Raw genomic sequence first — 22,849 nt, 5'->3', positions numbered from 1 at the left:
CCCGTGATGGACGCCCGTCTCAATTTTATCGATCCCGCAGAGCCGCCGGTATCGGTGCCGCCACCGGTGGTACGCTTGCGCGGGTTCGTGCGCAGCTTTGGCGAGACGACCGTACTGCACGGGCTCGATCTCGATATTCGGCCGGGCGAATTCGTCGCCCTGCTGGGCCGGTCGGGATCGGGCAAGACCACCTTGCTGCGCACGCTGGCAGGGCTCGATGCTGCCGACGGGCAGGATGTGCGCGTGCCCAATTCGCGCGCGGTGGTGTTTCAGGATGCACGGTTGTTGCCGTGGAAAAAGGTCTGGCGCAATGTCGCGCTGGGGCTGGGCGGCGCCGATATCCGGGATCGCGCCCAGGCCGCCTTGCGCGAAGTCGGGCTGGGCCACCGGCTCGATGCCTGGCCGCTGACGCTGTCGGGTGGCGAGGCGCAGCGTGTCGCGCTGGCCCGCGCGCTGGTGCGCGAACCCAAACTGCTGTTGCTCGATGAACCGTTCGCGGCGCTCGATGCGCTGACTCGCCTGCGCATGCACGACCTCGTGCTCGATTTGTGGCGCGCGCACCAACCCGCCGTGCTGATGGTTACGCACGATGTCGATGAAGCGATCGCGCTGGCCGACCGCGTGCTGGTGCTGGATGCCGGACGCATCGCCGCGCAGGAACGCATCAGCATTGCGCGCGGCGAACGCGGCGATCTGACCCAGCCTTTGCGGCACAAGCTGCTTGACATTCTGGGCGGCACGCCGGCCTCATCCGGGGTCATTCCGTTTCCCCAGGGAGGCCATTTGTGACCACGACCCTAGCTGCCCCGCTCGATCGCACGGCGGGAATCGCGCGGTTGCGCGGATTTGTTACCAGCCTTGCCGAATTGATCGCCTGCACGCGCGACGAGGCCGAAGTGCTGCAATCGGGCAAGGCGCTGCTCGCCCGTCTGGTGGCGCACGACGACTGGCTGCCCGATGTGTTCGCCCAGCCGCATCCCGAGCGTTATCAGCAATATCTGCTCCATTGCGACAGCCGCGAACGGTTCAGCGTGGTGTCGTTCGTGTGGGGTCCAGGGCAGGGCACGCCAATTCACGACCATCGCGTGTGGGGCCTGATCGGCGTGCTGCGCGGACGCGAAGCGGCGCAGCGGTATGATCGCGCGCCCGATGGCAGCCTGATCGGCAACGGCGTGATCGACACGCTGAACACCGGCGAGGTCGATGCGGTCAGTCCGCGCATCGGTGATATCCATCGCGTGTGGAACGCCAATGGCGATGCTCCGTCGATCTCGATCCATGTTTATGGCGGCAATATCGGCGCGGTCGAACGCGCGACCTATGCGCCTGACGGCACGTCCAAACGCTTTATTTCGGGTTATGCCAACACCGTGCTGCCCAACTTGTGGGATCGATCGGGCAACGCATGACTGTTTCTGCACACGATGTTCGCAACGCCCTGCTGGCGCGCGACGAAATCGCCCTGATCGATTTGCGCGAAGAGGCCGCGTTTGCCGGTGGGCACCCCTTGTTTGCCGCGCAGATCCCGCTGCGGCGGCTGGAGCTTGAGGCGCCCTGGCGCCTGCCCCGACGCACGGCACCGGTGGTCGTCTATGACGCGGGCGAAGGGCTGGTGGAACCAGCGATCGAGCGGCTGGGCGCACTTGGCTATACCGAAGTCCGGGCCCTGCACGGCGGGCTCGATGGCTGGCGCGCGGCGGGCTTCGAACTGTTCGAAGACGTCAATTCCTATTCAAAGGCATTTGGCGAACTGGTGGAACACCATCGCCACACCCCTTCGTTGCCCGCGCCTGATGTGCAGGCGCTGATCGAGGAAAAGGCCGATATCGCCATTCTCGATGCCCGCCGGTTCGAGGAATATGCCACGATGTCGATCCCCGGCGGGGTCAGCGTGCCCGGCGCCGAGCTGGTGCTGCGCGCGCGCGAAGTGGCGCCCGATCCCGATACCACTATCATCGTCAATTGCGCCGGCCGCACGCGGTCGATCATCGGCGCGCAGTCGCTGGTCAATGCCGGGGTGCCCAATCGGGTGTTTGCCTTGCGCAACGGCACGATCGGCTGGACATTGGCGGGGCAGGCGCTGGAAACCGGGCAGGCGCGTCGCGCCGCCGAACCCGATGCCGATCTGCTCGACGATGCGCGTGTGCGGGCGCGGGCGGTGTCATACCGCGCCGGTGTGCGGCATATCGCGTGGGACGAGCTGACCTATTTGCGATCGCAATCGGCGCGCACGCTCTATCAATACGACGTGCGCCTGCCAGAGGTCTATGCCGCTGGTCACTTGCCCGGTTTCCGCAACGCCCAGGGTGGCCAACTGGTGCAGGAAACCGACCACAATGCGCCGGTGCGGGGCGCGCGGATCGTGCTGAGCGACGATCTGGGCCCACGCGCCGACATGACCGCATCGTGGCTGGCGCAATTGGGGTGGGAGGTGCTGGTGCTCGACTGGCCCGACCATGTTGCGCTGGAAACCGGACCCGACGGCGCGCCGCCTGCGCGCGGACCCGAAGGCCGCTACAAACGCCCCTACGAGGGCACCGACAATGCCGCCGTCGCAATGCAGGCCTATCTCGATTGGGAATACGGCCTGGTCGAACAACTGCGCCGCGACGGCACCCATGGTTTTACCGTCATCTGAAAGAGGGGTCTTGTCCCATGTCCGTTCGTTTCATCGGCTATATCGGTTTCAACAACACCTCGGAAATCCACGGCGGCGCGCGCAGCCGCGTGCTCGACCGTGCCTATGTCGATGCGGCGGCGCTGGCGCAGGAGGCGGGCGGATTTGACCGCGTGCTGATCCCGTTCGGTTCGAGTTCGCCCGAAAGCCAACTGGTCACCGCGCATGCCGCCGCGCTGACCACCCGGCTGGGTTTCCTGGTGGCGCATCGGCCCGGTTTCACCCAGCCGACGCTGGCCGCGCGCCAGTTGGCGACGCTTGACCAGTTGTCGGGCGGGCGCGTGGCGGTGCATATCATCACCGGCGGGGCGGATGAGGAAATGGCGCGCGATGGCGATGTCGGGCTGACCAAGTCCGAACGCTATGCGCGCACCGACGAATATCTCGACGTGCTGAAATCCGAATGGACCGCCGCGCATCCGTTCGACCACAAAGGGCGCTTTTATGAAGTGCGACAGGGGTTTGCCGCGATCAAGCCGGACAACCTGCCGGTGTTTTTCGGCGGCTCTTCGCCAGAGGCGATCGAGGTGGCCGGGCGCCATGCCGATGTCTATGCGCTGTGGGGCGAAACGCTCGAGCAAGTCGGCGATGCGGTGCGCCAGGTGCGCCAGTCGGCCGCGCGGTTCGGGCGCCGGCCGGGCTTTTCGCTCTCGCTGCGCCCGGTGATCGCCGATACCGAAGAGGCCGCTTGGAAAAAGGCGCGCGATATCGAGGAGCAAGTGCGTGCCGCGCGTGAAGCGGCGGGGCTGCCGACCACTGGCCATCGCCCGCCCAATGCCGGATCGCTGCGCCTGCTCGAAGCGGCCAGCGGCAACCGCCGCGACACCCGGCTGTGGACCGGGGTTGCCGCGTTGACCGGGGCAGCGGGCAACAGCACCGGGCTGGTCGGCACGCCCGAACAAGTCGCCGATGCGATGCTTGACTATTTTGACATCGGCATCGATCATTTCCTCATTCGCGGGTTCGACCCGTTGGGCGATGCGATCGAATATGGCGAACATCTTATCCCGCTGGTTCGCGCAAAAGTCGCCGCCCGCGAAGGCGCGCCCGTCGCGCTGGCTGGCTGAAGGAGCATAGACGATGGCCACTGTCCTTGAACGTCCCGTTGCCCGCGATGCCCGTCCGCACGGGATCAGCGATGCCGAATGGAAAACGCGCGTCGATCTCGCCGCGTTTTATCGCATGGCGGCAATCCATGATTACGACGATTTCCTCTACACCCACATCACCGCGCGCGTGCCAGGCCCCGATCAGCATTTCCTGATCAATCCGTTCGGCCTGACGTTCGACGAGATTACCGCGTCGAGCCTGGTCAAGGTCGATCTGGATGGCAATATCATCGGCGACAGCGAATATGGCATCAACTATGCCGGATACGTGATCCATTCGGCGATCCATGCGGTGCGTGATGACGCGCACTGGATTGCGCATTTCCACACCCGCGACGGCATGGGCGCCTCGGCCCATGCGGACGGGTTGCTGCCGATTTCGCAGCGCGCGCTCTATATTATCCCCCGGCTGGGCTATCATGATTACGAGGGCGTGGCGCTCAACCTCGACGAACGCGAGCGGCTGCAGGCCGATCTGGGCGACAAGCAGTTCCTGCTGTTGCGCAACCACGGCACGCTGGCACTGGGCAAGACGCCCGGGTCGGCCTGGGCGGCGATCTATTCGCTGGAAGAGGCCTGTTCGGTGCAAGTCGCGGCGCTCGCGGGCGGCCGGGCCAATGTGCTGATCGCGCCCGAAGAGGCGCAGCAAGAGGCCATCCGCCAGATGACCACGCGACCGGCGGCGGCAATCGCCGCACAAGGGGCAAAGTCGCACGACCAGCTCGCGTGGGAAGCGGTGTTGCGCACGGTCCAGCGCAAATTGCCGGGCTTTGACACCTGACCGACGCGAATATTTGCTTTGAAGTGCCGACAGCCGCAGTCCCGCAAGGGGTTGCGGCTGTCGGCTTTTTGGCGGGCTGGGTTGGGTCTGGAAAGTGGTAATACCAATGTCGGCGCGTAACATATTGAAATTGCGTCATCGAGGCCTATTGCTAGCAGTATGAGCAGGCATTTTAGGGCGATTTGTATGATGATTAGTCGAGTGGTCGACCACCGCGCGTGATGTGCTGGCGAAAATTGGATTGACCAATTATCCGAAAGAGATTAGGCCGCTCTCATCAACCCACCAAGAGGGAGAGGGGCACGTGCTCAAGCCAATTCTACTCGCAGGCGCTGCGTTCGCATTGACGGGTTCACCCGTTTTCGCTGCCGATGCCGACAGCCAGACACCGGCCGCCACTGGCCAGGGGCTTGCCGAAATCATCGTGACGGCAACCAAGCGCGCCTCCAATCTGCAGAGCGTTCCGGTCGCGGTGACCGCCATCACCGGCGAAACGCTCAAGACCCAGCGGATCAGCGAATTCGGCGATCTGACGCGCGCGGCGGCCTCGCTGACGCTGACTGAAAGCACCGCATCGCCCAACAATGCGATCATCCTGCGCGGTATCGGCACATATGCCTTTTCAATCGGCGTCGAACCGTCGGTCGCGGTGATCGTTGACGATGTGCCGGTGGTGCAGCAGGCGCAGGCGTTCGACAACATGAGCGATGTGGAACGCGTCGAAGTGCTGCGCGGCCCGCAGGGCACGCTGTTCGGCAAGAATGCCAGCGCCGGGGCGATCAACATCGTCACCCGCGATCCCACCGCCAAGACAGAAGTGACCGCTTCGGTGTCTGCTTCCACCGACAGCGACTATCGTTTTGAAAGCGCAGTGTCGGGCGCGGTAACCCAGGCGATCACCGCGCGTCTGTCGGGGTTTTACGACAATTACGCCGGGAATGTGCGCGATCTGACCACCGGCAGCCTGCTTGATGACAAGGAATCGTGGGGTCTTCACCTCAAGGTCAAGATCGAGGCCTCTTCGCGCCTGACGATCATGCTCAATGGTGCCTATTCGCACGAGCATCAGCGCGGCACGGCGGCGCCGCTCGAATATCTCGCGCCTTCGGCAACCGGGCCGCACTATAACGGGGTGTCGCTCGCGCCTGATCTGGTGGGCATCACACCGGGGCAGAACAACTATGCGATCTATCAGGACAATCCGGGTTATACCGACAACCAGCAGACCAATCTCAGCGCCAAGGCAACGTATGATCTGGGCTTTGCCAACCTGATTTCGGTGTCCAGTTATCAGGACTGGAAATACAACTTTGCCGCCGATGTCGACGGCACCGATCTCAATGTCAACGGAACCGGTCCGGTGGTGACCAGTCCGGTCGGGCCGAGCAATGGTGTCAACCAGTCCGGGCCTTACCATTCCAGCGAATTTACCCAGGAACTGCGCCTGGCATCGAAGGGCGCGGGTCCGCTCAGCTATGTCGCGGGGCTGTTCTACGCCGATGCCGGGACGACGCGCAGCTTTGTGCGCGGACCGGTGCTCAGCCTGGCCGATTGGCATGGCTATGAAGGCACGCGCAGCCTGGCGGCGTTTGCCGGGCTCGATTACAAACTGCCGACCAACACCACGATCAGCGCTTCGGGCCGCGTCAACAACGAACGCATCCAGGATCAGTTCACCGACCTGTTGCCTTCGCACAATGCCAGCGTGGCGGCGGCGGATGCCAATTGCGGCATCGGCGCGCCGAACTGCGCGGGTCGCCATGTCGATACGGTGGGCACCTGGAAAGTTTCGGTCAGCCAGGAGCTGGCGCCGCGCGTGTCGACGTATGCCAGCGTGGCCACCGGTTACAAGGGCTGGGCCTATGACATCTCGTCGGGATATGCCCCCAGCCGCACCGCAAATCCGGTCGCGGCGGAACATTCGACCGCCTATGAACTGGGCCTCAAGAGCCGGTTCTGGCAAAACCGCGCGCAGTTGAACATTGCCGGGTTCCTGACCAACTACAACAACTTCCAGGCGCAATCGTCGGAATTCATCGGCACCACGCTGTTTCAGAAGCTGAACAATGTGGGCAAGCTGCGGACCAAGGGCGTTGAGGTCGAAAGCCAGGTGCGTCCGGTCGAATGGGCGCATCTGGACGGATCATTCGCCTATACCGAAGCCAAGATCGTCTCGTTCCCCAACGCCGCCTGCTATTCCGGGCAGACATTCGATCAGGGTGGCGCTGCGTCGGCAACCGGGCTGGGTATCTGTGGTCCCTCGGTCAGCCCGACTGGCCTTGGCAATGTGCAGGACCGTTCGGGCGGGCAATTGCCCAACTCGCCGCGGTTCAAGTTCAACCTGGCCGCCACCGCCGAACACGATCTGGACAGCCAGACCAAAGGCAGCGTGACGGTGACCTATCAGCACCAGAGCAGCGTCAATTTCGACTTGCTGGGCGATCCGCTCGACACGCAAAAGGCCTATGGCCTGCTCAACCTGACGCTGGGCGCCGAACGCGGCAATTACAAGCTGAGCCTCTATGTCAACAACATGTTCAATCAGCACTATGCCACGACGATGAGCGACAATTTCGGGTCTTACGGGGTCCATTCGGTGGTCGAAGTCTTGCCGCGTGACAGCCAGCGCTATGGCGGGATAAAGCTGTCGGCGAAGTTCTGATGCCGGGCCGGTCGATCGGCATGGCGCTGCGCAAGGATAGACGGGTCATGCTGCGACGGGTTGCAATTGGTTTTGTGTGTGCCGGTGCGCTGGGTTTTGGCCTGGTTGCACCGGTGGCCGCTGCACCCGGTGACTGGGTCAATGCGGTGGTGCCGGTGGCAAAACCGGCCGAGCCCCCCGCCGTCGCGCTGCCGGTGGCCAACGCGCTGAACAATCCGGCGCCCGAGGCCTGGGCGCAGCAGGACCCGCGCGAACGGCTGATCTACAACGTGTCGCAGCCCACACTGACGCCGATGCCCGCCAGCATGGGCGGCACGGCGGCGCAGGCGGCGGTGATCCTGATCCCCGGCGGCGGCTTTCAGTTCCTGGCGATGGACAACGAAGGCTATGATGTCGCCAGTCGGTTGGCGCCGCTGGGCGTTCGCGTGTTCATCCTGAAATACCGCACCCAGCCGGTGGGTGACGGCATCGCCGCGTTCAAGGCCGCGATCGCCGACACTTTCCAGCATGGTGGCGGGGCGCAGGAACGCGCGCGCATCGCGCCGCTGGCGGTGGCCGATGCACAAGCGGCAATCCGCCTGGTGCGCGCCAATGCCGTGCAATGGCATGTCGATCCGGCGCGGATCGGCATACTGGGATTTTCGGCCGGGGCGATGACCGTGCTTGGTGCCTTGCAGGCCGATCTGCCCGATGCCCGGCCCGATTTTGCCGGGATGATCTATGGCCCCACGCAATCCGACACAGTGCCGGCCAAGGCGCCGCCGCTGTTTGCCGCGATTGCCGCCGATGACCGGTTTTTTGGCGGACAGGATCTCAGCCTGATCCACAACTGGCGCAAATCGGGCGCTTCGGTCGAGCTTCACCTGTTCAGCGCGGGGGGCCACGGGTTTGCTTCGCAGCCGCACGGCACGACCAGCGACATGTGGTTCGACGAATATGCGCTGTGGCTGAAGGACAAGGGCTACGCCGCGCGGTAATCCCTCCAAACCACGCGTGCGAAAAGGCCGGTCTGGGTGCAGACCGGCCTTTTTTGCGTTCAGGCGCTTGCGTCAAACACGCGGCGCACAACGCCCAGCACGATCTGTTCGGTCCCGGTGCCGGGCGCGCCGTTGACAGAGACCGCACGCGTTTCGGCGAGCGGCAGCACCAGTTTTAGGCGGGGGGCGGGTGCGGCGTGCACCCCGGTCCAGCGCGCGTCGATGGCGATATAGTCGGGCGTCGCGGAAACAGTCACCTGCCACAACGGCGCTTGCGCGGTATCGGGCCAGGCGTCATCGGCTTCGTCAAACCCGGTCCACGTGAATGGCGTCTCGCCCGGATAGAGCAGCACGCCGGGTTGCGGTTCGTCCGCCTGAAAACCGGTATCACCCAGATCGAGAAACACTCCCGATCCCGCACGCGCCAGCAGCGGGGGTAAACCGGACAGCGGTGCGGGCAGGGTCACGCTCTGCCCGCCGGGATAGGCGCGATCGTCGCGCAGATCATGCCACACGTCCGCGCCGGGCAGGTAGGTCTCCACGCTGCTCACTCCGGCATCCAGCGCTGGGGCGACCAGTAGATCGGGGCCCAGCAGATAGGCATCACCATCGTGCCAGGCCTGGGGATCGTCGGGAAAACCGAGCCACAGCGGGCGCATCACCGGCTCGAACCGGGCATGATGGCGCCACAGCAGATCATGCAGCAGCGGTTGCAAGGCGCGGCGCGCCTGAATCATGCCGACAATCGCCGGGGTGGCCTCGGGATACATCCACGGCTCATTGACCGTGCGGTCGCTGTTCCAGCTATGGATCGAAAAGCGCGGCATCACGATCCCCGCCTGCACCCAGCGCAGCAGCAGTTCGGGTTCGGGCGCGGGCCCGGCAAAGCCGCCGATATCGTGCCCGGTGTTCGACACCCCCGACAGCGCCAACCCCAGACCCATTTTCTGGTTGTAGCGCAAAGTGGACCAGGCGGTGAAATTGTCGCCTGACCAGGTCTGCGCATAGCGCTGCATGCCCGCCATGCCGCTGCGCGTGACCACATAAGGCCGCTCGTGCGGGCAAAAGGCGATCTGTGCGGCACGCGATGCGCGCATCATCAGCAGGGTCTGCACCGGGCGCTCGGCGCGGGCCGGGCGCGCTGTGCCAAACCCGGCGATCCGCGCGCGCGCATCCCACACTTCGTATTCGTTGTTGTCGTTCCAGGTCGCGCGCATGCCGTTGGCCAGCAATTGCGCGGTGACCTGATCGCGCCACCACGCGGCGGCGGCGGGGTTGGTGAAATCGACATAGCTGCCAACTTCGTCCCAGAACTGGCAGATCACCGGATCGCCATCGGCATCGGTGATGAACCAGCCATTGGCCGCCAGTTCGGCATAGCGCGGATGATCGACCAGCAGCGCCGGTTTGATATTGGGAACCAGCTCGACACCGGAGTCGGCATAGCCGCGCACAAATCCTGCGACATCGGGAAACTTGTCGCGGTTCCAGTGGAACACATAGCGCTTGTCGCCGATCGAGGTATAGCCCGACGACAAGTGGAACGACTGGCACGGGATATCGTGGCGCGCCAACCCGGCGATGAATTCGCCCATGCGCGCTTGCGCATCGGGGGCGTCGGTATAAGTCATCGTCGAGCCCGAATAGCCCACCGCCCAGCGCGGCATCAGCGCCGGTCGCCCGGTCAGCCAGGTATAGCGCCGCGTTACCGTCAGTGGATCGGGCCCGGCGATCATGTAATAATCAAGATCGCCGCTGTCGGCCCGCATCGAGCGGTAAGGCGGATGGTAATTGTCGTGTTCCAGCCCGAAATCGAACACCGGGTCGGCGGTGGTGTCATGGAACACCCCGTGCGCCATGCCATCGGCGGCCACCACCAGCACATAGGGGATCGCCTTGTACAGCGGGTCGCTGTTTTGCGCATCATAGCCCATCGGATCGAGGTTGGTCAGGCGGAACCGGCGCCCGGCGCGATCCATTGCCCCCGCGCGCTCGCCCAGGCCGTAATAGCGCTCGCCGGGTTGGCGTTTGACATAGTGATAGACGCCATCGTCCCACCAGCCCAGATTGTGCGCTTGGGTCGGGCGGTCTTCGGCAATCATTCGCCAGGTGTCGCCGACGCGCTGGTGCCACGTGCACAACAAACCGACGCGCGCGATGGTGACGCGCAGCCGCGCGGTGGCGATGGTGATATGCCCGGCCTGTTCGGCCAGATCGAACGGCGGCGCGGCAAACCCGGTGGTGTCCATACGGTCGCGGCCCGGTTCGGCAATATCGTCCTGGCCCGGCGCGATTGCCCAGCTTGGCGGCGCGGTGACCGTGCCTTTGGTCAGCAGCAGCACGCGGATCACATCGTCTTCCAGCACGAAGACATGCACCACCGCGCCGGTATCGGCGCGCAGCGTCACGCGTGCGCCCTTGCGCTCGGTCACGGCAAAGTGCGGCGGTTGGGCAAGGGTGGCTTTGCGCATCGATCAGGCCTCGTGGAGGATAAGGTGGCGGCGCATGGCAAACAGCCAGACGGTGCCGATCAGGTCGAACAGCCCCAGGCATCCGAACAGCGGCGCATAGCCGATGCGATCGGCCAGTTGCCCGATCGCCAGCGAAAACAACAGGCCGCCGGTCCAGCCTGCCATGCCGACCAGCCCGTTGGCCTTGGCAATGTCGGATTTGGGGAACACATCGGCCGACAGCGTGTTGATAAGCACCGAAATCGCCTGATGCGCAAACCCGCCCACCGCCAGCAGCGCGATCGCCGCATAAGGCCCTGCCACCAGCCCGGCACAGCCCGGCGCGATCATCAGCACCGCGCCGCCCGCGATCACCGCGATGCGCGATCCTTCAAGGCTGAGGTTGAAGCGGCGCTGCACCAGCGGGGCGAAATAGCCCCCGGTCACCCCGCCGAAATCGGCAGCCAGGAACGGCACCCATGCAAACAGCGCCATATGCGCCAGATCGAGCCCGCGTTCGCGCACAAGGAACAGCGGAATCCAGAAATTGAACGTCTGCCACGCCGGTTCGGTCAGGAAACGCGGCACCGCAATGGCCCAGAACCGCGCGCTGCCGACAATCGCCAGCAAGGCGGTGTTGCCGGCCGGAACCGGGCGCTGCCCGGCCAGGATTGTATCGCGTTCGGCAGCGGTGACATAACCCGCCTGTTGCGGCGAGCGGTACCAGTGATACCACACCGCTGCAAACGGCAGGCCGAACGCCCCGGTCAGCACGAACGCCGCCTGCCAGCCCCAGACGCGCGCAACGGTCGCCACGATCACCGGGGCGATGATCGCGCCCAGCGCGGTCCCGGCGTTGAACCAGCCGGTCGCGATCGAGCGTTCGCGGTCGGGAAACCATTCGCCGATGGTCTTCATGCCCGCCGGGATCGCCACTGCCTCGGCCATCCCCAGCAGCGCGCGACAGGCCGCCAGCGAAAACCAGCCGCGCGCCGCGCCATGCGCCATGCCGGCCAGGCTCCACGCCAGCGCAAACAGCGCAAACCCTGCGGTCAGCCCGATCCGGTCGATCAGCATGCCGCCGATCGGTTGCATCAGCGTATAGGCGAGTTGGAACGCGCCGACGACATAGCTGTATTGCGCCGTGCTAATGGCCAGATCGTGCTGCAACAGCGGGGCGAGCACGCCCAGCGTGTTGCGCGCGATATAGTTGATGACGGTCCCCGCCATCACCAGCAACAGGATGCGCAGCCGCGCCGAGCGCCAGGTCATCCCGCCCGCTGGACGTGCCGGGTTCAGCGGCACGCCGGGTTGTCGGCGTGGGGTGCGGCGATGAACGCGATCGCCTGGCCCGGTACGGTGACGCGGCCCTGCACCTTGGCCGGGGCAAGCCCGGTCAGCGTGCCGTTGGCCTCCATCGCCGGGGTTTGGCCATTGACCGTGATCGTGCCGGCATCGACGGTGGCGCCGCGCATCACCCAGGCCTGCAAGGCGCCGCCGATCGGCAGCGTCTGTGCCGTGGTGCCGGTGTTGAGCGCCATCACGCCGACCCCGCCGCTGACCCCGCGCAGGCATTGCGCATAGAGCCGCAACCGGGGCGACGGCGAAGACGGTGCGGCCAGCACTACCCGGCCCATCACGCGGTGCCACAGCACCGCCGCCCAGTAATTGGGCCGCGCGGTCATCGTGTCGCGATCGAGCAGGGCATAGTCCGAGGTGGCAAGCGTGTTGTGCATCACCACTTGCACGCCCTTTTGCGCCAGCGCGCCAAGCTGGTTCAGATAGCGGAAGCTGTCGAGAAAGGTTGCCGCCCAGGGGCTGCCGCCGCACGCCGCCTGTGCGGTTTCGGTGTTCCAGATCGGCTTGCCCGGCTCATACGTGTCGCGCAAATGCGCGTAATAGGCATAATCGATCAGCGTCCGGTCGAGCCACGCGGACGACAGCGCCTCGTCCTTGCGCGCCACGCCGATGTTCTGCGCGGCGCAGCGTTGCGAGACAGTGCCATAGAAATGGTAGGACAGCGCATCGAGGCTGTTCGGATTGGCGGCCAGGATATCGGCGCTGGCAATCTGGGGCCCGAGCGCGGCCGGGGGATCCTTCATCATCGTCGCTTCACCTGCAGCGCCGGTGCCGAGCAGGCGCATGCCCGGCACGGCCTTGCGCGCCCAGTCGCGGAAAATGCGGAAATCCGCGCCATAATCCGCCGCGTTATAGGTTGGCGGCATCGGCTGCGCGAGGCTGGGCATATTCGGTTCGTTGAACATTTCCGCCGCTGCCAGCGTGCCGCCCAGTTCGTTGGTCAGATCGACCAGTCGCTGTGCCTGGGTCGGCTGCCAGCGTCCGTCGGCGCCGCGCACGCCCGTGCTCACCGCAAAACTGGTGACCAGCGGAGCATCGACCGCCTTCGAAAATGCCACCACCGTCTGCCATTGCCGGCGCTGCAGCACTTGCTTGAAACCCGGCGGCGGTGCGGTGACGGTTTCACCCGCCGCCGGTAGATAAGTGTTGTTGGACCAGGTCCCGCTGACCCGCATATAGGCGGGGCCGAGATTTCGGGCAAAGGCGATCAGGCGCGGGTTGGTCAGGTCGAGCGGCGGACGCTGGCGATAGCGTTCGTCCGCCGGGCCGCCATAGGGCGCCCAGAACCGGCCACCGGTCACTTCGACCATCTCGATATTGTAGGATTGATAGCGCTCGTCGACTTGCGCGACTTTGGCCAATGTTGCCAGATGCAACGGTTTTGCGGGCGTGGTTGCCCCGATCAGCAGGCTGGTTGCGGCCAGCAGGCCGATCTTGATCCGATATGTCATTATACCCTCTCCCGAAAGGTCGCTCACCAGTTCCACATTGTTCCGTCTTCAAGCCGGGCGACTGGCAGATAGGCAGGCTTGTAGGGATATTGCGCAGCCAGTTTCTCGTCGATGTCGACACCGTGACCGGGGGTGTCGCCGACAAACAGCATCCCCTTGTCGAAGTGATAGTCGTGCGGGAACACCGCATCGGTCGCTTCGCTGTGGCGCATATATTCCTGGATGCCGAAATTGGGCACCCACGTGTCGAAATGCAGCGCGGTGCCCATTGTTACCGGCGACAGGTCGGTCGCGCCGTGGCAGCCGGTGCGGATCTGGTACAGGCTGGCCAGATCGGCAATGCGGCGCAGATGCGTGATCCCGCCGGCGCCGACGATGGTCGCGCGGATATAGTCGATCAACTGGTTCTGGATCAGGTCCTTGGCGTCCCAGATCGAATTGAAGATCTCGCCCACCGCCAGCGGCGTGGTGGTGTGCTGGCGGATCAGCCTGAACGCTTCCTGGTTTTCCGCAGGCGTCACGTCTTCCAGCCAGAACAGCGAAAAGGGCTCCAGCGCCTTGCCCAGTTGCGCTGCTTCGGTCGGGCTGTAGCGATGGTGCCCGTCGTGCAGCAGGTGATGGTCGAAACCATACGTCTCGCGCAGCTTTTCGAACAGCTTTGGCACATGGTTCAGCGCCTTGCGCGTGTCCCAGCCGGTTACCGAGGGTAGCGCGGCGTCGGCGGGTTCGTAATAGAGCTTGCCGCGCCCCACGCCATAGGCGTCCTTGATGCCGGGAATGCCGGTCTGCGCACGGATCGCCTTGTAGCCCATGTCGATATACTGGCCCACCGCCTCGACGGTTTCGGCAATGTCGCCGCCATTGGCATGACCATAGACCATCACGCCGTCGCGGCTGCGCCCGCCGAGCAATTGATAGAGCGGCATGCCCGCCAGCTTCGCCTTGATATCCCACAACGCCACATCGACCGCGGCGATCGCGCGCATCGTCACCGGGCCGCGCCGCCAATAGGCACCGCGATAGAGATATTGCCAGATATCCTCGGAATTGCGCGGGTCCATGCCGATCAGGCAGGGGATCACGTGATCCTCAAGATAGCTGACCACCGCCTTTTCCCGGCCATTGAGCGTGGCATCGCCGATGCCGTAGACACCCTCGCTGGTCTCGATCTTCAGGGTCACGAAGTTGCGCCCCGGACAAGTCACGATCACGCGGGCAGAGGTAATCTTCATGGGGTGAATGGTTCCCGGATTGGTCGGCATGTGCTAGACAAGGTACTTGACCAATTTTATTTGGCCTGTCAAGTTCATCAAACTGGTAAGGCCATTTTTTGAAAGACACCTCATGACTGAAGGTTCTGCCTCCCATGGCCATACCCAGGATCGGCTCTATCAGGATCTTGCCCGCAGGATCATTGCCGAGCTGAATTCGGGCCGTTACGCGCCGGGCGACCGGTTGCCCGCCGAACGCGAATTGTCGGTGCAGTTCAGCGTGTCGCGGCCGACCGTGCGCGAAGCGATGATCGCGCTCGAAGTGCAGGGGCTGGTCGAAGTGCGCATCGGATCGGGCGCTTATGTCAAGCGCCTGCCGGGCAAGCACGACATTCCTGGCTTCAACATCACCGCGTTCGAACTGACCGAGGCGCGCCTGCTGTTCGAAGGCGAATCCGCCGCGCTGGCCGCGACGCAGATCACCGAGGACGGCCTGGCCGAACTCGAACGGCTGGTCGAGGAAATCGATCGCGAAAACCAGAGCCAGCACGGCACCGAACAGGCCGACCGCGCGTTCCACCTGGCGATTGCCAAGGCGACGCGCAACACCGCGATGTTCGAGGCGATCGAGCGGCTGTGGGATCTGCGCGCGGTCTCGCCCGAAAGCGCGCTGCTGCACGAAAAGGCGCGCCGCGCCAATATCAAGCCGGTGGTCGAGGAGCACACCGCCGTGCTGAACGCCTTGCGCGATCACGATCCGGTGGCCGCGCGCGCCGCGATGCGCGCGCATCTGGCCGCCGTGCTCGACAGCCTGCTGTTCGCCACCGAAGAAAAAGCCATCGAGGAAGCCCGCCGCGCCGCCCAGGCCAAGCGCGACCGCTATACCCGCACCACCGGTTAGACCAGGAAAGTCCTTCATGTCGCGCCCGCTTGCCTTGCATCCCGACCGTCTGTTTCCCGCCGATCCTGCCACCCGCACACTGGCGCGCGCCTTGCACGCCAGTGTGGCCGATCTGCCGATCATCAGTCCGCACGGGCACACCGATCCGGCGTGGTATGCCGACAATGCGCCGCTGGGCGATGCCACCGACTTGTTGCTGCGGCCCGATCACTACGTGTTTCGCATGCTCTATTCGCAAGGCGTGGCGCTTGGTGCGCTGGGGGTTGGCCCGGCACGGGCAGGGTATGACCCGCGCGCGGCCTGGCGCATTCTGGCTGATCACTGGCACCTGTTTCGCGGCACCCCGTCGCGGATGTGGCTCGACTGGGTGTTTGTCGAAGTGTTCGGCCTGACCGAGGCGCTCGATGCCACGACGGCAGGCCGCTATTTCGACACGATCACCGATGCGCTGGCGACGCCAGCGTTTCGTCCACGTGCGTTGATCGACCGGTTCGGGATCGAGGTCATCGCCACCACCGAAAGCCCGCTCGACAGCCTGCGGCACCACGCCCGCATCAGGGCGGACAACCAGGCCGGGGTATGGGCGGGCCGGGTGGTCACCGCCTATCGCCCCGATCCAGTGATCGATCCCGAATTTGAAGGGTTTCGCGCCAATCTCGATCGCCTTGGCGAATTGACCGGCGAGGATTGCCTGACCTGGCCGGGCTATCTGGCCGCGCATCGCCAGCGCCGCGCGTTCTTTGCCGCGCATGGCGCGACCAGCACCGATCACGGCCATCCCACCGCGCAGACCGCCGATCTGCCGCGGGGCGAGGCGGCGGCGCTGTTCGACCGCGTGGTGCGCGGAGTGTTCACCCCGACAGAGGCCGAACTGTTCCGCGCGCAGATGCTGACCGAAATGGCGACAATGAGCTGCGATGACGGCCTGGTCATGCAGATCCATCCGGGCAGTTTCCGTAACCACAACGCCGCGCTGTTTGCCGCGATGGGGCGCGACAAGGGCGCCGACATTCCGATGCGCACCGACTATGTCCATGCGCTCAAACCGCTGCTCGATCGCCACGGCAGCGCGCCCGATCTGTCGATCATCCTGTTTACGCTCGACGAGAGCGTCTATGCCCGCGAACTGGCCCCGCTCGCCGGGCATTATCCGTGCCTCAAACTCGGCCCGGCCTGGTGGTTCCATGACAGTCCCGAAGGCATGCGCCGGTTTCGCGAGGCTACCACCGAAACTGCCGGATTTTACAACACCGTCGGGTTCAACGACGACACGCGCGCGCTGCTGTCGATCCCGGCGCGGCACGACATGGCGCGGCGGATCGATTGCGGTTTTCTGGCGCGGCTGGTGATCGAGCACCGGCTGGCCGACTGGGAAGCCGCCGAACTGGCGCACGAACTGGCCTATGGTCTGGCGAAGCGGGCCTACAAGCTGTGACCCGACTGTCCCCCGGCGCGCTGGCGTTGATCGAGGGCGCCGCGCTGCCCGGCTATGACCGCGCGCGGCGCGCGATCGGGATCGTGCATTTCGGGATCGGCGCGTTCACCCGCGCGCATCTGGCATGGTACACCGATCTGGCAATGGGCGCGGCAGGGGGCGACTGGATGATCGCCGGGGTCTCGCTGCGATCGCCCGCTGTCGCGGCGCAGCTCAACCCGCAAGACGGGCTCTATACGCTGGGGGTGCAGGCGGGCGACACCACGGCGCTGCGCGTGATCGGCGCGCTGGCCGAAGTGGTGGTGGCGCCCGATGCGCCCGAGCGAGTGATCGCGCTGCTGGCCGCGCCGCCGACGCAGATCGTGTCATTCACGGTGACCGAAAAGGGCTATTGCCGCGATGCCGCTGACGGGCTCGATCCGGCACTGGCGCACGAGGGCAGCATCTATGGCTATTTGCGCCACGGGCTGGCGCGGCGGCGCGCGGCGGGGCTGGGCGGGCTGACGTTGCTGTCGTGCGACAATCTGGCTGACAATGGTGGGCAATTGCGGCGCCTGCTGCTGGCCTCTCTGGGGGCAGTGGATGGCGATCTGGCCGATTGGACCGCGCGGCATTGCACCTTTCCGGGCAGCATGGTCGATCGCATCGTGCCCGCGCCGACCGAGGCTGATCGTGACGCCGTCGCTGCGCTGCTGGGGTGCCGTGACAAAGGCGCGGTGATGACCGAGGCGTTCAGCCAATGGGTGATCGAGGATCGTTTTGCGGGCCCGCGCCCAGCGTGGGACAGCGTGGGCGCGCAGATCGTCGCCGACGTGGCGCCTTATGAAACGGCCAAGCTGCGCATGCTCAATGGTGCACATTCGGCGCTGGCCTATTGCGGGCTGCGGCAGGGCTATGCCTATGTCCACGAGGCGATCCGCGATGATACCTTGCGCGCGCTGGTGCTGCGGCTGATGCTGCAGGAGGCGGCACCGGTGCTCGACCCCGCGCCGGGGCAGGATCTGGTGGCCTATGCCCATGCGCTGATCGAACGGTTCGCCAACCCTGCGCTGGGCCATCGGCTGATCCAGATCGCCATGGATGGCAGCCAGAAGATCCCGCAACGCTGGCTGGCGACGCTCGCCGCCAACCAGCGCGAAGGCCGCCGCTGCCCGGCGATCCTGGCCGCCATCGGGGCGTGGCTGGCGCATTGTCGGGGCGACAATGCGCTGGCCTGGGGCCCGGTCGATGATCCGCGCGCCGCCGAACTGGCCGCGCTGTGGCATACGCATGATGCCACCACGATCGCCGGGGCGATATTCGGCAAAGGCGCCATCTTGCAAAGCGACTGGGTTCCCGATGCCCAGGATTGCGAAGCGATCGCGCTGGCGATCAAGTTGAGGATTCCGGCATGACTGATGGCGCGATCGTCTGTTTCGGGGAAATGCTGCTGCGTCTGGCAACTCCGGCGGGCCGCCCGTTTGCCGATACGCAAACCCTTGAGGTGGTGGTCGGCGGGGCCGAGGCCAATGTTGGCGTCGCGCTGAGCGCGCTGGGCTGGCCCTGTCGCATGGCAACCGCTTTGCCCGACAATCCACTGGGCGATCGCGCGCTGTCGGCCTTGCTGGCCAGCGGGATCGATACGCGCGGCGTGGTGCGCGGGCCCGGACGGATGGGGCTTTATATGCTGGAAACCGGCGCCAGTCTGCGCGCCTCACGCGTGACTTATGACCGCGCGGGCTCGACATTTGCGACGATCGCGCCCGACCGGTTCGATTTCGACACGCTGATGGATGGGGCGCGGCTGCTGCATCTGAGCGGGATCACCGCCGCGCTTGGCCCCAACGGTCTGGCGCTGGCGCAGGCCGCGATGGCCGCCGCGCGCCGGGCGGGGGTGCCGATCAGTTTTGATCCCAATTACCGCGAAACGCTGTGGAACGCGTGGGACAGTGATCCGCGCGCGGCGATGCACGGGCTGATGGCCGAGGCCGATATCCTGTTCGCCGGGCACCGCGACGTGGCGCTGCTGACGGGGCGGGCCTTTTCGGGCGACGGCCCCGAACGCAGGCGTGAGGCCGCCGAGGCGGCCTTTGCGCTGTTTCCCCGGCTGCGGCTGATGGCATCGACCGCGCGCCAGACAGTCAGCCAAAGCCATCACCGGCTGGCCGCGCGCGTCGACACCCGCGATGCGTGCCACCAGACCCAGGCACTGGATATCACCGATATCGTCGATCGCATCGGCACCGGCGATGCCTTTGCTGCGGGCGTGCTGCATGGCTGGTTGTTGGGGCAGGATACTGGCGGGATGGCACAGACCGGGCTTGCGCTTGGTGCGCTCAAGCATGCCATTCCTGGCGATTTCTGCCGGATCAGCCCCGCTGAACTGGCTGCATTTACCGGGCAGGGGGGCGATGTCAGCCGCTAGGGCGAAGGCAGTTCACGATTGACGAACCGGGCACGATGCTGGGAAAGCTGCGCCATCCCCACAGGAAGGATCGGTGAGAGCATGTTGAAATCACGCAAGACATTCCCCTGTTCCGCCGCTGTGATCGCCTTGGCAATGCCCCATGTGGCGACAGCCGATACCGCACCCGGCGCCAGGGCCGCGGCCACGGTCCAGCAGATGACCGCCGACGAGAAAGTGGTGTTGACGCACGGGATCATGCCGCTGCCGTTCATTCCCGGCACGGTTGTACCCGCCGAAGCGGTTCCCGGTGCGGGCTATGTCGCGGGGGTGGCGCGGCTGGGTGTTCCCGCGCTGAGGGAAACCGATGCCAGCCTTGGCGTGGCATGGGTGGGCGGGCTGCGTCACGATGGTGCGACCGCGATGCCATCTGGCATTGCCCAGGCGGCAACCTGGAACCCCGAGGTTCTGCGGCGCGGCGGCGCGATGATCGGCGGCGAAGCGCGCGCCAAGGGGTTCAACGTGTTGCTGGCAGGCGGCGCCAACCTGACCCGCGATCCGCGCAACGGGCGCACGTTCGAATATCTGTCCGAAGATCCGCTGCTGACCGGCACATTGGTCGGTGCGGCAATCAACGGCGTCCAGTCGAACCACATCATTTCGACGATCAAGCATTTCGCGCTCAACGGCCAGGAAACTGGGCGCAAGTTCGTCGATATCCGCATTGGTGAGGCGGCGGCGCGCGAAAGCGATCTGCTGGCGTTCGAAATCGGTATCGAAATCGGCCATCCGGGCAGCGTGATGTGCGCCTACAATGTCGTCAACGGCCAGCACGCCTGCGACAGCGACTGGCTGTTGAACACGGTGTTGAAAAAGGACTGGCGCTGGGACGGCTTTGTGATGTCCGACTGGGGCGCGGTGCCGGGCATGGCGGCGGCGTTGCACGGGCTCGATCAGCAATCGGGCGAACAGCTCGATCCGGCAGTGTTTCTGGGCAAGACGCTGGAAGCGGCTGCTACCGGTGACAAGGCTGTGGCCCGCCGTCTCGACGACATGGATACCCGCGTGCTGACCGCGATCTATGCCAGTGGGCTCGATAAGTATCCGGCCAATCCGGGCGGCGCGATCGATTTCAAAGCCGATGGCGATGTCGCGTTCGATGCGGCCAAACAGGGCATCGTGCTGCTGAAGAACGATGCGGGCGTGCTGCCGCTGGCGGCCAGCGCCAAACGCATCGTGGTGATCGGCGGCTTTGCCAGCGTCGGTGTGATGTCGGGCGCCGGATCGAGCCAGGTGCAGGGCGATCGCGGCCCCGCTTTGACAATCCCGGCGGGCGAGGATGGCCCGTTTGCCGCGCTGACCGCGCGATCATACCACCGTTCGTCGCCGCTCAAGGCGATTCGCGCGCTGGCCCCCGCCGCCACCGTGACCTATCGCGACGGCTACGAACTGTCCGATGCCGTGGCGCAGGCCCGAAAGGCCGATGTGGTCATCGTGTTTGCCACCAAATGGGCCACCGAAGGGCTCGACCAGGCCGATCTGGCGCTGCCCGAAGGACAGGACGCGCTGATCGCCGCAGTCGCCGCAGCCAACCCGCACACGGTCGTGGTGCTCGAAACCGGCAATCCGGTGACGATGCCGTGGCTCGACAAGACGGCGGCGGTGCTGGAGGCATGGTATCCCGGCGCGCGCGGGGGTGAGGCGATCGCCTCTGTGCTGTTCGGCCAGACCAATCCTTCGGGCCATCTGCCGGTGACGTTCCCGGCCGGCACCGACCAGTTGCCGCGCCACGACATCGATGGCTATGCCACGCTCGAACCCAATTTTGCCGGTGATCCGCCAACGCCCGATGCCAGGCTGTCGGCCAATTACGACATCGAAGGGTCAGATGTCGGCTATCGCTGGTTTGCCCGCACCGGGGCAAAGCCGCTGTTTCCGTTCGGCTATGGCCTCAGCTATACCACATTTGCCAGCAGCGGGCTGACCGTCGATGGCCTCCATGCCAGCCTGACCGTGACCAACACTGGCGCCAGGGCCGGGGCGACAGTGGCGCAAGTCTATCTGGTCAGCCGCAACGGCGCGGCCAAACAGCGCCTGGTCGGGTTTCAGCGGGTCGACCTGGCCGCCGGTGAAAGCCGCAAGGTCAGCCTGACCATCGATCCGCGCCTGTTGGCCGACTGGACCGCCAAGGGGTGGCACCTGAACGCTGGCCGCTATGGCTTTGCAATGGGAGACGATGCCGCGCATCTGTCGGCACCGGTCACCGCGACCGAGCCTGCCCGTACCTGGCGTGATTGAACCGCCGCATCGTCAGGCGGGTTCGATCGGCAAAGTGCGGCCCAGCCGCGCCGAGACTATGGCGGTGTCGAGCACGGTTTGCACCGCCAGGATCTGATCGGGGGTGGTCGGCGGCGCGCCCTGGCCCAGACAAGCCTGCGCCATCATCGCATAAAATGTCGGCTGGCATCCGCGCGGGGCCATGATCATGTGCCGGGCCCCGGCGGCATCCCAATGGTGCAGGGGTTCGGGATCGCGGCCCCAATCGGGCGCATCGGGGGTAAGCCCGGCGACCGATTGCGCCTCTTGCGGGTCGAGGCCATGCTTGATCAGCGAACCGGCCAGCCCGTGCACGGCAAAGCGGGGCGTGCCGCCTGCCACGCACATGCTGGCCCCCAGCACCACCCGCCGGTCGGGATAGTGCAGCGTGACGTGCGCCCAGTCGTCGGCGCGCCCACCGGGGCGCAGCGCGGCCAGATCGGCGGTGACGGCGGTGGGAGTGCCGAACAGCAACAGCGCCTGATCGATCAGATGCGGCCCCAGATCGACCCATACGCCCGATCCTGGCCCGCCATTTTCGCGCCAGCGGTCGCGCGGGGCGGGGCGAAACCGGTCGAACCGCGATTCGAAATGCACCACGGGGCCGATCAGGCCACTGGCGATGGCCGCGCGCACCGCCAGGAAATCGCTGTCCCAGCGGCGGTTGTGAAACACCGCCGCGATGCGCCCGCGCGCGGCGGCAAGTCCGGTCAGTGCGCGGGCTTCGTTCAGATCCTGCGCAAACGGCTTTTCCACCACCACATGCCGCCCGCTGTCGAGCGCACGCCGCGCCAATTCGGCATGGGTGCCGCTGGGCGTGGCGATGACCACCAGTTCGATTGCCGGATCGTCGAGCAGCGCCGCGATATCGTTGACCAGCGCAACCCCGGGCACCGGCGCGGCGGCATCGGCGTGCCGCGACACCACCGCGCGCAGATCGAGCGCCGGCACCGCGCGGATATAGGGCGCATGGAACACCCGTGTGGCCATGCCATTGCCCACGATCCCGACCCCGATCCGTTTCACGAAAGTGCCTCCTTGTTGTCGAGCCGCCGTGGGGGCTTTTATGAGTGGTGCTGTCCGGTATCATCTGTGTGCCGATACTGGTAGCCGCGATGGCCGTGCGGATGGGTGAAG

At 65.5% G+C, this 22,849-nt stretch carries 17 protein-coding genes; 12 read left to right on the top strand and 5 right to left on the bottom strand.

Annotated elements, in window-relative coordinates:
- Nucleotides 1-6: 6 nt before the first annotated feature.
- The 7 genes from AQZ49_RS18200 to AQZ49_RS18170 all read left to right on the top strand — a co-directional run bounded on the left by AQZ49_RS18200 (nucleotide 7) and on the right by AQZ49_RS18170 (nucleotide 8,206).
- On the top strand, nucleotides 7-789 hold the full coding sequence (locus AQZ49_RS18200; protein ID WP_067619088.1) for an ABC transporter ATP-binding protein: 783 nt from the start codon (nucleotides 7-9) through the stop codon (nucleotides 787-789).
- The gene (locus AQZ49_RS18195; RefSeq protein ID WP_067619085.1) at nucleotides 786-1,409 is read left to right on the top strand and encodes a cysteine dioxygenase family protein; all 624 of its coding nucleotides are present in this window, start codon (nucleotides 786-788) and stop codon (nucleotides 1,407-1,409) included. Before AQZ49_RS18200 ends, AQZ49_RS18195 begins: the two co-directional genes overlap by 4 nt.
- Nucleotides 1,406-2,638, top strand: a complete 1,233-nt coding sequence (locus tag AQZ49_RS18190; RefSeq protein WP_067619154.1) for a rhodanese-like domain-containing protein — start codon at nucleotides 1,406-1,408, stop codon at nucleotides 2,636-2,638. Before AQZ49_RS18195 ends, AQZ49_RS18190 begins: the two co-directional genes overlap by 4 nt.
- Nucleotides 2,639-2,655: 17 nt before the next feature.
- Nucleotides 2,656-3,744 carry an LLM class flavin-dependent oxidoreductase gene (locus AQZ49_RS18185; RefSeq protein WP_067619083.1) on the top strand — a complete coding sequence of 363 codons (1,089 nt, stop codon included), beginning with the start codon at nucleotides 2,656-2,658 and terminating at the stop codon, nucleotides 3,742-3,744.
- A gap of 13 nt (nucleotides 3,745-3,757) precedes the next feature.
- Entirely contained in the window at nucleotides 3,758-4,567 is an 810-nt protein-coding gene (locus AQZ49_RS18180) for a class II aldolase/adducin family protein (protein WP_067619081.1), read from the top strand.
- Between the two features lie 343 nt (nucleotides 4,568-4,910).
- A complete protein-coding gene (locus tag AQZ49_RS18175) occupies nucleotides 4,911-7,229 on the top strand; it encodes a TonB-dependent receptor (RefSeq protein WP_197411112.1) in 2,319 nt (772 codons plus the stop codon).
- 47 nt (nucleotides 7,230-7,276) lie between these two features.
- Entirely contained in the window at nucleotides 7,277-8,206 is a 930-nt protein-coding gene (locus AQZ49_RS18170; protein ID WP_067619151.1) for an alpha/beta hydrolase, read from the top strand.
- Between the two features lie 59 nt (nucleotides 8,207-8,265).
- Here AQZ49_RS18170 and AQZ49_RS18165 read toward each other — a convergent pair whose 3' ends face one another.
- Genes AQZ49_RS18165 through manD form a run of 4 tightly spaced genes read right to left on the bottom strand, consistent with a single transcriptional unit; the run spans nucleotide 8,266 to nucleotide 14,698 of the window.
- Complete coding sequence (locus AQZ49_RS18165; protein ID WP_067619074.1) at nucleotides 8,266-10,677, bottom strand: glycoside hydrolase family 31 protein; 2,412 nt, start codon at nucleotides 10,675-10,677, stop codon at nucleotides 8,266-8,268.
- Nucleotides 10,678-10,680: 3 nt separating this feature from the next.
- Nucleotides 10,681-11,928, bottom strand: coding sequence for an MFS transporter (locus AQZ49_RS18160; protein WP_067619148.1), 1,248 nt, complete (start codon nucleotides 11,926-11,928; stop codon nucleotides 10,681-10,683).
- 23 nt (nucleotides 11,929-11,951) lie between these two features.
- Nucleotides 11,952-13,466: a hypothetical protein gene (locus AQZ49_RS18155; RefSeq protein ID WP_067619073.1), complete on the bottom strand. Its 1,515-nt coding sequence runs from the start codon at nucleotides 13,464-13,466 to the stop codon at nucleotides 11,952-11,954.
- A gap of 23 nt (nucleotides 13,467-13,489) precedes the next feature.
- Nucleotides 13,490-14,698 (bottom strand): D-mannonate dehydratase ManD, encoded by a 1,209-nt coding sequence (gene manD / locus AQZ49_RS18150; RefSeq protein ID WP_067619070.1) that lies wholly within the window; start codon nucleotides 14,696-14,698, stop codon nucleotides 13,490-13,492.
- Nucleotides 14,699-14,810: 112 nt separating this feature from the next.
- On the opposite strand from manD, the gene AQZ49_RS18145 reads away from it, so the two are divergent.
- The 5 genes from AQZ49_RS18145 (at nucleotide 14,811) to AQZ49_RS18125 (ending at nucleotide 21,694) form a co-directional block, all read left to right on the top strand.
- Nucleotides 14,811-15,578, top strand: coding sequence for a FadR/GntR family transcriptional regulator (locus AQZ49_RS18145; RefSeq protein ID WP_067619067.1), 768 nt, complete (start codon nucleotides 14,811-14,813; stop codon nucleotides 15,576-15,578).
- Nucleotides 15,579-15,594: 16 nt separating this feature from the next.
- Nucleotides 15,595-17,013 (top strand): glucuronate isomerase, encoded by a 1,419-nt coding sequence (gene uxaC / locus AQZ49_RS18140; protein WP_067619066.1) that lies wholly within the window; start codon nucleotides 15,595-15,597, stop codon nucleotides 17,011-17,013.
- The gene (locus AQZ49_RS18135) at nucleotides 17,010-18,407 is read left to right on the top strand and encodes a mannitol dehydrogenase family protein (protein WP_067619065.1); all 1,398 of its coding nucleotides are present in this window, start codon (nucleotides 17,010-17,012) and stop codon (nucleotides 18,405-18,407) included. Before uxaC ends, AQZ49_RS18135 begins: the two co-directional genes overlap by 4 nt.
- Nucleotides 18,404-19,417, top strand: coding sequence for a sugar kinase (locus AQZ49_RS18130; protein WP_067619063.1), 1,014 nt, complete (start codon nucleotides 18,404-18,406; stop codon nucleotides 19,415-19,417). Before AQZ49_RS18135 ends, AQZ49_RS18130 begins: the two co-directional genes overlap by 4 nt.
- A gap of 81 nt (nucleotides 19,418-19,498) precedes the next feature.
- Nucleotides 19,499-21,694, top strand: a complete 2,196-nt coding sequence (locus tag AQZ49_RS18125) for a beta-glucosidase family protein (protein WP_067619060.1) — start codon at nucleotides 19,499-19,501, stop codon at nucleotides 21,692-21,694.
- Between the two features lie 12 nt (nucleotides 21,695-21,706).
- Here AQZ49_RS18125 and AQZ49_RS18120 read toward each other — a convergent pair whose 3' ends face one another.
- Entirely contained in the window at nucleotides 21,707-22,738 is a 1,032-nt protein-coding gene (locus tag AQZ49_RS18120) for an oxidoreductase (RefSeq protein WP_082701900.1), read from the bottom strand.
- Between the last annotated feature and the right edge of the window lie 111 nt (nucleotides 22,739-22,849).

It is taken from the genome of Novosphingobium sp. FSW06-99 (genome assembly GCF_001519065.1).
GTDB lineage: Bacteria > Pseudomonadota > Alphaproteobacteria > Sphingomonadales > Sphingomonadaceae > Novosphingobium.
The sequence above is the reverse complement of the archived record's forward strand: the minus strand, read 5'-3'. Positions and strand labels throughout refer to the sequence as shown.

Coding starts and splice junctions, on each gene's coding strand:
- AQZ49_RS18190 (WP_067619154.1), top strand. CDS start 1,406: ATGACTGTTTCTGCACACGATGTTCGCAACGCCCTGCTGGCGCGCGAC.
- AQZ49_RS18165 (WP_067619074.1), bottom strand. CDS start 10,677: ATGCGCAAAGCCACCCTTGCCCAACCGCCGCACTTTGCCGTGACCGAG.
- AQZ49_RS18145 (WP_067619067.1), top strand. CDS start 14,811: ATGACTGAAGGTTCTGCCTCCCATGGCCATACCCAGGATCGGCTCTAT.
- AQZ49_RS18130 (WP_067619063.1), top strand. CDS start 18,404: ATGACTGATGGCGCGATCGTCTGTTTCGGGGAAATGCTGCTGCGTCTG.
- AQZ49_RS18125 (WP_067619060.1), top strand. CDS start 19,499: ATGTTGAAATCACGCAAGACATTCCCCTGTTCCGCCGCTGTGATCGCC.
- AQZ49_RS18185 (WP_067619083.1), top strand. CDS start 2,656: ATGTCCGTTCGTTTCATCGGCTATATCGGTTTCAACAACACCTCGGAA.
- AQZ49_RS18155 (WP_067619073.1), bottom strand. CDS start 13,466: ATGACATATCGGATCAAGATCGGCCTGCTGGCCGCAACCAGCCTGCTG.
- AQZ49_RS18180 (WP_067619081.1), top strand. CDS start 3,758: ATGGCCACTGTCCTTGAACGTCCCGTTGCCCGCGATGCCCGTCCGCAC.
- AQZ49_RS18170 (WP_067619151.1), top strand. CDS start 7,277: ATGCTGCGACGGGTTGCAATTGGTTTTGTGTGTGCCGGTGCGCTGGGT.
- uxaC (WP_067619066.1), top strand. CDS start 15,595: ATGTCGCGCCCGCTTGCCTTGCATCCCGACCGTCTGTTTCCCGCCGAT.
- manD (WP_067619070.1), bottom strand. CDS start 14,698: ATGAAGATTACCTCTGCCCGCGTGATCGTGACTTGTCCGGGGCGCAAC.
- AQZ49_RS18200 (WP_067619088.1), top strand. CDS start 7: ATGGACGCCCGTCTCAATTTTATCGATCCCGCAGAGCCGCCGGTATCG.
- AQZ49_RS18160 (WP_067619148.1), bottom strand. CDS start 11,928: ATGACCTGGCGCTCGGCGCGGCTGCGCATCCTGTTGCTGGTGATGGCG.